Annotated in this window: 9 protein-coding genes and 1 pseudogene; 6 read left to right on the top strand and 4 right to left on the bottom strand. The window is 54.5% G+C overall.

Features of this window, described 5'->3' with window-relative positions; all coding sequences use genetic code 11:
• Positions 1-2: 2 nt before the first annotated feature.
• The 4 genes and pseudogenes from JAB8_RS13080 to JAB8_RS13095 all read right to left on the bottom strand — a co-directional run bounded on the left by JAB8_RS13080 (position 3) and on the right by JAB8_RS13095 (position 6727).
• Complete coding sequence (locus JAB8_RS13080) at positions 3-3146, bottom strand: type ISP restriction/modification enzyme (RefSeq protein WP_070289922.1); 3144 nt, start codon at positions 3144-3146, stop codon at positions 3-5.
• Between the two features lie 422 nt (positions 3147-3568).
• Positions 3569-5365: a hypothetical protein gene (locus JAB8_RS29085; protein WP_139143041.1), complete on the bottom strand. Its 1797-nt coding sequence runs from the start codon at positions 5363-5365 to the stop codon at positions 3569-3571.
• Between the two features lie 124 nt (positions 5366-5489).
• Positions 5490-6353: pseudogene (locus tag JAB8_RS13090) on the bottom strand (magnesium chelatase domain-containing protein); the annotation flags it as partial.
• Between the two features lie 119 nt (positions 6354-6472).
• Positions 6473-6727 (bottom strand): accessory factor UbiK family protein, encoded by a 255-nt coding sequence (locus JAB8_RS13095; protein ID WP_070289926.1) that lies wholly within the window; start codon positions 6725-6727, stop codon positions 6473-6475.
• Positions 6728-6997: 270 nt separating this feature from the next.
• Here JAB8_RS13095 and JAB8_RS13100 point away from each other — a divergent pair, with 270 nt between their 5' ends.
• The 6 genes from JAB8_RS13100 to JAB8_RS13125 all read left to right on the top strand — a co-directional run bounded on the left by JAB8_RS13100 (position 6998) and on the right by JAB8_RS13125 (position 12635).
• Entirely contained in the window at positions 6998-7765 is a 768-nt protein-coding gene (locus tag JAB8_RS13100) for a TorF family putative porin (protein WP_070289927.1), read from the top strand.
• Between the two features lie 11 nt (positions 7766-7776).
• Complete coding sequence (locus tag JAB8_RS13105; RefSeq protein WP_010393464.1) at positions 7777-8115, top strand: P-II family nitrogen regulator; 339 nt, start codon at positions 7777-7779, stop codon at positions 8113-8115.
• Between the two features lie 11 nt (positions 8116-8126).
• Positions 8127-9662: an ammonium transporter gene (gene amt / locus JAB8_RS13110; protein WP_070289930.1), complete on the top strand. Its 1536-nt coding sequence runs from the start codon at positions 8127-8129 to the stop codon at positions 9660-9662.
• A gap of 203 nt (positions 9663-9865) precedes the next feature.
• A complete protein-coding gene (gshA, locus tag JAB8_RS13115) occupies positions 9866-11164 on the top strand; it encodes a glutamate--cysteine ligase (protein ID WP_070222828.1) in 1299 nt (432 codons plus the stop codon).
• A 97-nt stretch (positions 11165-11261) separates the two neighbouring features.
• Positions 11262-12218, top strand: a complete 957-nt coding sequence (gene gshB, locus JAB8_RS13120) for a glutathione synthase (protein WP_070289932.1) — start codon at positions 11262-11264, stop codon at positions 12216-12218.
• Positions 12219-12230: 12 nt separating this feature from the next.
• Positions 12231-12635: a PTS fructose transporter subunit IIA gene (locus JAB8_RS13125; RefSeq protein ID WP_035824452.1), complete on the top strand. Its 405-nt coding sequence runs from the start codon at positions 12231-12233 to the stop codon at positions 12633-12635.
• Positions 12636-12643: the final 8 nt, after the last annotated feature.

Below are 12643 nucleotides of genomic sequence, written 5' to 3' on the forward strand. Positions count from 1 at the left end.
TGTTACCGTACGACCTCATTCATGTCTTTGGTAATTCGGACCGTTTCAACACTCACATTTGTAAGACGAGCAAGTAGATCGATAACGCTATCTTTGTAGTCCGCGAACTCAAAAGCGTTAAATTTTTCTCGAATAGTTTCATCCTTGGGTTTTTTTTCTTTATACTGATCCAAAATCCATTCCAACGCGGAGCGGTTTCCTAGTCGATATTCCCATGCTTCATCCGGAATGCCAGACAGTGTCGTTTCGGTATCAAGTATAATTTTTCCGGATTTTTGGTCCGCTTTGAGAATGGCTTTGGGCTTCATGCCAGCGGCTCGTGCCTTCAGATCTGGAACGTCTACTCGGCCAAGTGTATAAAGGGCCGAATTTTCGTAATCAATATGAAGTTTCGAAAGACACGCGCCCCATTCTTCCCACATCCAAAAGTTAGAATAAAATGGAATGCGTGGAAATTCTCGATTCAGATTAGTCGCATATTTTTTTCGATATTGCGGATCGTGGAGAACGGCATAACAATAGTTGAATATTGCATCTTTAGTAATAATTCGGCGCTGCGCCTTACTTACTTTCTCAGTGCCAGCTAAAATCTGTTTATAATGAGCATTGAACTGCCTAACGGCCCAGTCTGTCACGTTGTCCGCAATGATCCCATCCGAACTGAAGTGGTACCTTGGGAATGTCTGCGATCCCCCCGATGCGGGGCTTACATAGTTAAGGTCCAGAATGTTATTAATCGCGTTGACGAAGAAAGGCTTCCCGCTAGAGTCTCCCATAATCACAATTGCAGGGTTCTGGCGGTCGCCATTGCCAAAAATTCTTGGCGTAAGATTAGGCATTTCGTTTAGTCCGTTATCTCTATACATCCACAACTTAACGAATGGGCGATAATTGGCAATGACCATCTTAGACGGTTCGAATTGAAAACAAACCCCTTTTGTCAGACTTCGCTTTACGCTTCGCGTCCATTTTATCGTATAGTTCAGTTCGTCTACAATTTTTTTATCTCCACCTTTTAATCCCAGGCGATTAACATCCGCGTTATACACACCGATCAGATGTTGGACCTTTTTTCCTAAATTATCTTTCGAAAAGTCATATACCCAATCATCCCGATTGGTCGCTACACCCAACGAATATATTTTAAATATAGAACGCTCTTTTGCCGCCGTTTTCGCGGCCTTGGTTTCCTTATTGCCCAGTGGAAGAAGTGTCTCAAAATCATTGTGGGTAAGGTTCACCCAATTTCCGTTTGTGTCAGGTTCTACCTCGTCAAAATCCATATCCCGTATACGATTGTTGCTAAGAAAAACCAGCTTCTCCTCAGCTGTTTCAAGTTCCGGGCGCCTTGCGTAGAAGACGCGTGCGCTAGGCTTTCGCTTCGCTCCTTTTGCAGTTGAAGCAGCCCGTTTAACAAGAAAACTTATCGCGACCCCAGTTTGAATTCCAAAAACGTTATGTTTGCTTCCACTTAGTCGAGGATTAGCCCTTACATCTCCTCCAAGATCAACGACATATATATCAGAAAATTCATCACAAACGGTTTTCCGGAACCCGTCAAAGGTACGGCTTTCAATAAAACTTCTATTGCTCACAAACGTAAGAATTCCGTTTTCATCTAACCGATCACTTGCCCAACGAAAGAACCGAGCATACATATCATAAAGTTTGGTTTTCTGCGCCGAACTTCTTTCGATATAGGTATTCTTGATGCGTGCATCAATGTTCGGGTATTGGCGATTCTTATTGTTATCATTTTCGCTTGCTTGGTTTGCATTATATGGGGGATTGCCGATAATAACGCTAATTCTTCTGCTATTTTGACGTTTAATGCGGGCAACATTTTCATCACTTACGCTACCGAACAAGTCGCCTGTTGTGCCTTTTGCAGCAGTGTGCAACCCTACATTATCTAAAGTGTCCACAAAACAAAGATTTGGAAACTCATCGTATGTCCCGGTGATAGCGGCGTATGTCAACTCAATGTTCAGATTGGCTACATAGTAAGGCAAGATCCCTACTTCGTTGGCATACAGCTCATTCTCGTATTTGTATTTCATCTTTGCAGGCTGACCTCGGAAGTGCTCCATTAACTCGCAAATAAACGTGCCAGTTCCCGTAGCAGGATCTAAAATATCGACATCCTTATCGATTAAGCTTTTCCCGAAATTTTTCTCAGTCAGCCAGTCAGTGCCGTCGATCATGAATCGAACAATTTCATTCGGCGTATAAACTACACCTAACCGATCTGCTGCCTTTGGATTGTAAACTTTGTAAAAATTCTCATAAATTACTTTCAGAAAGGTTTGCTTCTCGTTATGGCTGCTAATACTGGCAGCAGCAGATCGAATAGCAGAATAGTATGCCTCCAATGCTTTTAACGTTTCACGCTTCAATGTTCCAGTAAAGAACTTTTTTTCTAGTGCATACAATTCTCTAGCGACGTTGTTGTGCTGATGAAATTCGCTATCGTCAAATACCTTAGCAAATATATCTTCAGTAAGAATATGCTGGATAAGCATTTCTCGAACGTCTGCATCAGTTAGAACTGGATTAATAACCTCTTTCGCATGCAAAAGAAATTTCTCTTGCTCACTCCTAAATCCCTCGTTCGTTTCGTGCTCGCGTTCAATCATTTCGCGCAAGGCTTTTAATACAGCCGGCAAGTCAATCTTAAATTGTTGGACCGCAGTTCTGAAGCTCGCTATCTCTTGACGTTCATATCCAAAGAACAGCTTCAGTAACTTTTCCAAGGCCCCGACGTCAGCCATTTCACATCGAAAAACCTCTTTTCGATTTTGCCACAACACAGCATTGACGTCATCTGAAAATACGATATTATCCTGAGGGTATCCTCTTCTGAATTTTTTTTCAATTTCCTCCGCCAAATCATCGGAGTCGTCCTTAGCCTCCCAATAGCCTAAGGGAAGCCGCAACTCGTGCAGGAGCGCACCGTCAACCGTAATGTTTGTCTTCGTCGCAGTTTTCATCGGATATTCAGCAAGAAACACAAGGCCCTGCTGTTTCCCCCACGCTTTCAGAAGATCCTTAAACGCTTCTCTAATGATCGTCTCACGATGGCTACCGCTGACTTTCTTAATAACATCCAATTGATTTAGATAACTATTTATAAGTAATTTGCTCATGCTTACAGGTTATTTCTTTATAATTTAGAAAATCACAATCGCTTAATAGCGAGGCCTTTGCTTCCGCAGAGTATACGAATTAGCTAATCTTTTAGATGTACCACCTCTTGATGGTTTGGGAGAGTCCGCTCATGGCCGAATGCAGCTGGTCGGCTCAGCATAGCATGTTACCAATGCGAAAATCGTTGGTCGGTCGCGACCGGGTGGAAACGACCCGTTGCAGATGGTCGAGCTGTATCGCACGATGGCGCTGTTCGTGTTTGAAACCGATCGTTAGCGCGGATAGGCGTGTACAGTTCTGTTGCGCGGGCCTGATTCTGAGTTTTTACACGGCGTGGGCCGAAAGTGGAAGTTGCCCGTACGGTGATTGTATCGTACAGGTATATACAGTATCGAATGGCGCTGCATACAGCAACGTTTCGCTAATTTTTCCGTTTGACCTTTTCGATTGCTTTGAGGACGGTTACTTCACACGGCATGCAATCCTCTTTTATCGTAGTGGGAGGCCGGTGCGAGAACGAGTCTGCTTTTCCAGGGCACTGGACAACGAGCTTCCGAACAACACCATACACATGGCGCACGTGCGTCCTAAAGTAGCGTACCCATTGATCTAACATCCGGTCATTATCCAGCCTGAACACCATGCCTTGAAACTGGTCTTCTCCTTTTTTGATTTCTCCGTCTTTATCTTTTAGCAACTTTGGTCGTCGCTGAAGCTCGATTATGTAGACCGGCCCGTCAGGCAGAATAAGTCTGGCGAGAAGGAACCCACGAGGATCGGGCTTTGGTGGATCCACATGCGTGAACCGCCTCGCTCTCGTTGGAACATTGTCCTCACTCTCAAAATGTATAAATGGAATTAACCTGTACTCTGGCGACGAGCTGAATTTGCCTTCAAGGCTAAACCAAGACAGCGAACGGATAAGCTCTGGCTGTTTGCGGTGCAAACTGCCCATTGCCTCCCACATATCATGCAAAATTCCATTGGACTCATAAGTCTGAGGAGCGTGTATCGAGGCATATCCGACACCTTTGCCACTGCCATACTCTTCGCCGGCTGAGTACATCGTTGGATCGTCGGCTGATGAATGTTTCCCAGCCGTGGTCTTCGCTTGGGCAACTCTAATATCGATGATAGATCGCGCAATTCCTAGTGTGACAAAATCGGGATCTTGTACTTCCACTGGAGGCGAGTCGCCGTCTGGCTCGCCATCACCAGTGAGGTCGATAATTTTAGTGTTGTTGAGAACGCGCTCTGGCGCTCCCGCCCAAGCCTCGGGGCTGCCATCTGGCGCGGGCAAATCTGCCTTGTTACTATTCTCTCTACCCCGGTATATCTGTTCACCTGATGGATCGCTCATGCCGACCACATTGAGGGATAAAAACGACTTGCCGCCATCAATGCTGTGACCTGTAACAGAAAGTTCAGCAGGACCTTGGAACCAAGGGCCAATCTGTATAAATGCGGGTTTCTCGCGCTTGGGATCAAAATGTTGTTGTAGCTGGGCATTGATCTTCTTTGCTACATCTCTGGTGTAGGTCTCGTACTTTGCATGAGCCAGGAACACGACATCTCCGTTCAGCATCCTTCTACGCAACCGGACTTTCCAATTCGGCGGGTCTTCGTCTTCACCCAGTGGCGCATAGAGCCTTCGTACAGCGGAATCGGGGACGCCACTCCACGGGTAGGTAGCCAGAATACGTTTGAGCTCGCCTGAGCGCCCGTAGCAACGTGAAAAGAATTCAATGCATGGAACCAAGAGTTTGCCGCCAGCGGGAAGGTCGAACTCTATCAGCCAGTTCGCATCGTTCTCGCGTTGTAGTGGATAGTCTCGCTGGGAAAATGGCGGCGCCCGCCTTTCTTGTCGCATCTGGCTTAAAGAGATAAAGCGCCATTTCCCCTCATCAAAACTCACCATGAATTTTTTGGGGATTGCGTCGAGCTCAGCTTTGCACACGTCATGTTTCCAGACGGTCCCAACTCGTGCTTGACCAAGGCTGGTCAGCGGAAGTGTTCGACACACGACTGGTCCGAAAACCCCTGGTGAAATGTATTTCCGAAAATGCACCAACACGAGCGGCTGTGATTCAGCGGTCATATTTTTGAAAAAGCCGGAATACCACCATACAACCATCGCATTGTCACCGAAGGCCAAGGAATTTTTAATCCGGATAAGCGACTTAACTTTTTTGAAATTTTGCGTAAACGTAATTTGCATGCTAGTCACGTCGCGCAGTTCGCCTGTGCATTAACAGGTTCGCGTTAACGACGTAGAAATGTTGGTCTGTGGAATTATTATCGCATTTATTTCGAAAATGTCGCAGTTATTTGAGAAAGTCACAGCCGCCGCCCACCAGGGCCACGCCGGACGCCGTCTGGTGCGGGGCGCGATAGGGGCGGCGTTTCCAGTGTTCCACCTTGAAGTGGCCGCCCAGCGAATGCACGGCAGCCGATTCCAGCGCCTCTTCGTCGCTCATGGGCGGCAGCACGCCGGGAAAACGGCTGGCCAGCATGGTCTTGCCCGCGCCCGGCGGCCCGACCATCAGGACGTTATGGCCGCCCGCGGCCGCCACTTCCAGCGCCCGCCGCGCCTGCTGCTGCCCTTGCACGTCGGCAAAGTCAGGATACGGAAAGACGTGCGCTGCCAGCATGGGCTGATGGCGTTGCAGGGCGGTCTGGCTGCCGTGCGCGGCAAAATGCGCGCAGACTTCGAGCAGGCTGTGGGCGGGATAGATGCAGGCATCGCGGACGAGCGCCGCCTCGTCCGCATTCGCCTGCGGCAGGATGAAGGCGCGTGGCGCGCCCGCCGGGCAGCGCTGCATGGCAAAGGTCATGGCCAGGGCGCCGCGAATGGGACGCAACTGGCCAGAGAGCGACAGTTCGCCCGCGAATTCGTAGTGATGTAATTGGTCGCCCGGCAACTGGCCCGAGGCGGCCAGGATACCCAAGGCAATAGGCAGGTCGAAGCGCCCCGATTCCTTGGGCAAGTCCGCCGGCGCCAGGTTGGCCGTGATGCGCCGCGCCGGCATCTCAAAGCCGCAGTTTTGCAGCGCGGCACGGACGCGGTCGCGCGATTCCTTCACTTCCGTATCCGGCAGGCCGACTATCGTAAACGAAGGCAAACCGTTGGCAAGGTGGACTTCGACACTTACCTCGGGCGCTTCCATGCCGGCCAGGGCGCGGCTTTTCAGGACGGCCAGACTCATCAAACTCCCCTGTGGCGCGGGCGCGGGCAGTCTCAGTCTAGCGCGTGAAACGCCGTCAGGCTTGAGCTATGCCAGCAAGGCCGTCAATAACGTGGTCTGGCTGGCGTCACCTTACAACCTTACACCTTGGCCTTGGGTTCGTTCAGACGGGTTTCCAGTTCGATCAGGCGCAATTCCAGTGCGTCGAGCTTGGCGCGGGTCTTGGCCAGCACTTGCGCCTGGATATCGAATTCCTCGCGCGTGACGAGATCGAGGCGGGCGAAGCCTTGGGTCATCATCGATTTCACGTTTTTCTCGATATCCTTGGCCGGCGAGTTCTCGATGGCCTGGTGGATCTTGCCTTGCAAGTCGTTAAAGAAGGTATTCATGTCCATGTTCAGTCCTTTTATGGTGCGGCATGTGCATCGCACCATTGCGGTGCACAGCGGTGTTAATCTGGTGCGAAAATAGGCAAATCCACAACGCTTCAGCAACGTATTTCCGCATGCCCAGCGGCTTGCACGGTATGTATGGCCGGAAAGGCACCTGTCAAGGTGGCAAGAGAGCTGGCACGTATTCTGCTAAAGAAGGTATGAACGCTTTGTGATCTCCAGCCAAGATTTTAAACCTCAACCGCTTTAAAAGTTCAATAAAAGGGAATCGCCATGAAGAATCTGTCCAAGAACATGACTTTAGCTGCAGCGTTGACGCTGGCCATGACCGCCTTGTGCGGCAGCGCCATGGCCCAGGATGCAGTGGCGGCGCCTGCTGCGGCCGAAGCCGTACCTGATAACGTGGTGAGCTACAACGTGGCGCTGACCAGCGACTACCGCTACCGTGGCGTGTCGCAAAGCCGTCTCGACCCTGCCATCAGCGGCGGCGCCGACTATACCCACAATCCGACGGGTTTGTACGTGGGGACCTGGCTGTCGAGCATCAAATGGATCAAAGACGGCGGCGGCGATACCAACCTGGAATGGGATATCTACGGCGGCAAACGTGGCGAGATCAGCAAGGATTTCACCTACGATGTGGGCGGCCTGTACTACTTCTATCCCTCGAATGGGCTGAGCACCAACGCGAACACCTTCGAACTGTACGGCCAGCTCGGCTATGGCCCGGCCTACATCAAGTACTCGCATTCGACCAGTAATCTGTTCGGCGTGCCTGACAGCAAGAACAGCGGCTACCTCGATGTGGGTGCCAACGTCGATGTGCACGATGGCTACATGCTGAACCTGCATGCCGGACGCCAGAAGGTCGCGCACAACGATGCCCTCAGCTATAACGATTACAAGATCGGCGTGACCAAGGATTTCGGCGTGGTGACCGTGGCTCTGGCCGCCGTCAAGGCCAACATCACGTCGCTGGCACCGAATGGCAAGAATCTGGCGAAATCCGGTCTCGTGCTGACCGTATCCAAAACCTTTTAAGCGAGACTGCCATGAAAATGATTACTGCAATCATTAAACCGTTCAAACTGGACGAAGTACGCGAAGCCTTGTCGGCTATCAATGTGCAAGGCATTACCGTCACCGAAGTCAAAGGTTTCGGCCGCCAGAAAGGCCATACGGAACTCTACCGTGGCGCCGAGTATGTCGTTGATTTTTTGCCAAAAACCAAGATTGAAGCAGCCGTCGATGACGCCATTGTCGACCAGGCCATCGAAGCGATCGAAGGCGCCGCGCGTACCGGTAAAATCGGCGACGGCAAGATTTTCGTCTACAACCTGGAACAAGTCATCCGCATCCGTACCGGTGAAACCGGCAACGAAGCGCTCTAAGGGGAATATTGATGCGTAAAAATATAACAAAATTGCTCGCTGGGATAGCCTGTCTGTGTGCGTTTGGCGTCGCCACGCCGAGCTTTGCCGATGCCCCTGCCAAGACGGAGGCGGCCACGACCACGGCCGTTGCCGCCCCCGCCGTCACGCCCGTGCCTGACGCCGCGCCCGCTGCCGCCGCCCCGGCCCCGGCCGCTGCCGCACCGGCTGCCGCCCCTGTCGCCAACAAGGGCGATACCAGTTTCATGATGATTTCCACTTTGCTGGTGATTTTGATGACCATCCCCGGCCTGGCCCTGTTCTACGGCGGCCTGGTGCGCTCGAAGAACATGCTGTCGGTGCTGATGCAAGTGTTCATGGTGTTCGCGCTGGTCATCGTGCTGTGGTGTATCTACGGCTACTCGATCGCCTTTACGGAAAAAACCGCCTTCTTCGGTGGCTTCGACCGCCTGTTCCTGAACGGTATCTGGGATCCGGCCAAGGGCACGTTTGCCGCCGCCGCCACCTTCAGCAAGGGCGTCGTCATTCCCGAGTTCGTCTTCGTCGCTTTCCAGGGCACGTTTGCCGCCATCACCTGCGCACTGATCGTCGGCGCCTTCGCCGAGCGCGCCAAGTTTGCCGCCGTGCTGGCCTTCGTCGTGCTGTGGTTCACGTTCGCCTACCTGCCAGCGGCCCACATGGTGTGGTTCTGGACCGGTCCTGACCTGATCACCAATGCCGCCACCTCGGCCAGCGAAGCCCTGAAAGCGGGCTGGATCTGGCAAAAAGGCGCGCTGGACTTCGCCGGCGGCACCGTGGTGCACATCAATGCCGCCGTCGCCGGCCTAGTGGGCGCGATCATGATCGGCAAGCGCGTCGGCTACGGCCGCGAATCGATGGCGCCGCACTCGCTGACGATGACCATGATCGGCGCCTCGCTGCTGTGGGTGGGCTGGTTCGGTTTCAATGCCGGTTCCTCGCTGGAAGCGGGCGACGTGGCGGCCCTGGCCTTCGTCAACACCTTGCTGGCCACTGCCGCCGCCACCCTGTCGTGGGTATTTGGCGAGTGGATCAGCAAAGGCAAGCCATCCATGCTCGGTGGCGCGTCCGGCGCCGTGGCCGGCCTGGTGGCGATCACCCCGGCGGCCGGCTTTGTCGGCCCGATGGGCGGCCTGGTCATCGGCCTGCTGGCCGGTATCGTCTGCCTGTGGGGCGTGAATGGCCTGAAACGCCTGATCGGCGCCGACGATTCGCTCGACGTGTTCGGCGTGCATGGCGTGGGCGGTATCCTCGGTGCCTTGCTGACGGGCGTGTTTGCTGCACCACAATTGGGCGGCCAGGGCATCTTCGACTATGTCACCAACAAGATGTCGGCCGATCCGTATTCGATCGGTCATCAGGTGTGGGTGCAGGCGCAAGCGGTCGGCACCACCATCCTGTGGTCGGCCGTCGTCTCCGTCGTCGCCTATAAACTGGTCGACATCGTCATCGGCTTGCGCGTACCGGAAGAAGAAGAGCGCGAAGGCCTCGACATCACCAGCCATGGCGAGCAAGCGTATCATGGTTAAATAACAAGGATCTGGCATGCCAGCGCCCCGGCGCGGCATGTCCGGCCAGAAAGGCGCCTCATTGAGGTGCCTTTTTTTCGTTGTGGGAATGGAAAAGGTCTTTAAAACAAGGGTTTTGCCCCGATTTGGGGTACTTACACGGTAATATAGTCGGCAGTTCTGTGTGCTTTTTTGAATACTGCACATAATTTAAGGATGTAACTATGGTTCCCCATCTCGTCACGGCCCTGACCGGACCGCTGCTCGACCTCGAAAAAAAGATTCTGGCCGCGACGCCGGCCATTGAGCGCTGGTTTCGCATGGAGTGGCAAGAACACACGCCGCCCTTCTATTGCTCGGTAGACTTGCGTAACGCCGGCTACAAACTGGCGCCCGTCGATACCAATCTGTTCCCTGGCGGTTTCCATAACCTGGCCACGGAAATGCTGCCCCTGTCCGTGCAGGCCGCCATGGCTGCCATCGACAAGTATTGCCCGGACGCCCGCAACCTGCTGATCGTGCCGGAATTGCACAACACCACGCCGCAATACCTGCAGAACGTGGCGCGCCTGATGCAAATCTTCCGCCAGACGGGACTGCACGTGCGCTTCGGTTCGTGGTCGCCCGAGATCACCCAGCCGACACCGCTGGCCCTGCCGGACGGCAACATGCTCGTCATCGAGCCCCTCGTGCGCCTGAACAACGGCCGCCGCCTGGGCTTGAAGGATTTCGACCCGTGCACGATTCTGCTGAATAACGACTTGTCGGACGGCATCCCCGATATCTTGCAAAATATTCATGAACAAAGCTTGCTGCCGCCCTTGCACGCGGGCTGGGCCTTGCGCCGCAAGAGCAACCACTACACGGCCTACGATGAAGTGGTGAAAAAATTCGGCAAGATGATCGATGTCGACCCGTGGATGCTCAATCCCTTCCACGCCAAGTGCAGCGACGTCAATTTCCAGGAAGGCGAGGGCGAAGATGCGCTGGCCGCCAGCGTCGACGTGCTGCTGGCCAAGATCCGCAAGAAATACAAGGAATACGGCATCAAGGAAAAGCCGTTTGTCATCGTCAAGCCCGATGCGGGCACGTATGGCACGGGCATCATGACGGTGCGCGACGCCAGCGAAGTGCGCGACCTGTCGCGCAAGCAGCGCGACAAGATGTCCATCGTCAAGGACGGCAAGGTCGTCACCGACGTCATCATCCAGGAAGGCGTGCCCACGTTTGAAAGCATCAAGGATGCCGTGGCGGAACCGGTCGTCTACATGATCGACCGCTATGTGGTGGGCGGTTTCTACCGCGTGCACGCGGAAAAGGGCGTCGACCAGAACCTGAACGCGCCCGGCTCGCAGTACGTGCCGCTGGCGTTTGCCCAGCAGCATGCCGTGCCGGACTTGAAGGCCAAGCCGGGCACGGCCGCGCCGAACCGCTTCTATGTGTATGGCGTGGTGGCGCGCCTGGCCTTGCTGGCCGCGTCGCTGGAAATGGAGCGCACGGACCCGAATCCCGAGGTGTATTGATCGCTCCCCGCAGCTTGCCGGGCGCGGTGACTACCGCACCTGGCGATCTCGGCTAGAATCAAGCATTCCTTATCCAGGCTCCCCGATTGGACGCACCATGAAAATTGCATTCCTTGCCGACCCGCTGGCAGGCTTCAAGACTTACAAAGATTCCACCTTCGCCATGATGCGCGAGGCGGCCAAGCGCGGCCACGCCGTGTACGCGTTCGAACAGAAGGACATGGCGCTGGAAGAGGGCATCGTCACGGCACGGGTAAAACACATCGCGCTGACGGGCGACGAACACGACTGGTACAAGGTCGTCTCGACCGAGGAAGTGCGCCTGTCGGCCCTGGACGCCATCATCGAGCGCAAGGACCCGCCGTTCGACATGGAATACGTGTACGGCACGTATTTGCTGGAACTGGCGGAAAAGCAGGGCGCGCACGTCTTCAACAAGCCGTCCGCCATCCGCGACAACAATGAAAAGCTGGCCATTGCCCAGTTTTCCGAATTCACGTCGCCGACCCTGGTGACGTCGGATGAAGCGCGCCTGCGCGCCTTCCACGCCAAGCACCAGGACGTCATCTTCAAGCCGCTCGACGGCATGGGCGGCACGGGCATCTTCCGCGTCAAGGCCGATGGCCTGAACCTGGGCGCCATCATCGAGACCTTGAGCGAGAACGGCGCGCAGACCATCATGGCGCAGCGTTTTATCGCCGACATCGTCAAGGGCGACAAGCGCATCCTCGTCATCGGCGGCAAGCCGGTGCCGTTTTCGCTGGCGCGCATCCCGCAGGCGGGCGAAGTGCGGGGCAACCTGGCGGCCGGCGGCACGGGCGTGGCGCAGCCATTGACGGCGCGCGACCTGGAAATCGCAGAAAAGCTGGGCCCGATCCTGGCCGCGCGTGGCCTGATGCTGGTAGGATTGGACGTGATCGGCGACTATCTGACGGAAGTCAATGTCACCAGCCCGACCTGCTTCCAGGAAATCATGCAGCAAACGGGTTTTGACGTGGCTGCCATGTTTGTCGACGCCGTCGAGCATGGCGTTGCGCAAGCGCAGCAGCGCTAGAGGGTATTGACTATGGTAGGGATTTTGCTCATGACACATGCACCGCTGGGACAGGCTTTCATCGCTGCCTGCGCGCATGTGTTTCGCGGTCCAACGGAGCGGTTTGAAGCCATCGACGTCGTCGCCGACCAGGACCTGGCGGAAGTGCAAAAGCTGGCGTCGGACGCCATCTGCCGCCTCGACGACGGTTCCGGCGTGCTGGTGATTACCGACGTGAAGGGCGGCACGCCGTCGAACTGCTGCAACAAGCTGGCCGATGCGGGCAGGGTGGAAGTCATCGCCGGCATCAGCCTGCCGATGCTGCTGCGCGCCATCACGTATCGCCGCGACACGCTCGACGTGGTGGTGGAGATGGCGCTGGCCGGCGCGCAAAGCGGCGCCGTGCGCGTCGATAACCGCATTCGCGTGGGCGAGTAAGGAAGTAC

It is taken from the genome of Janthinobacterium sp. HH106, from assembly GCF_001758725.1.
Lineage (GTDB): Bacteria > Pseudomonadota > Gammaproteobacteria > Burkholderiales > Burkholderiaceae_D > Janthinobacterium.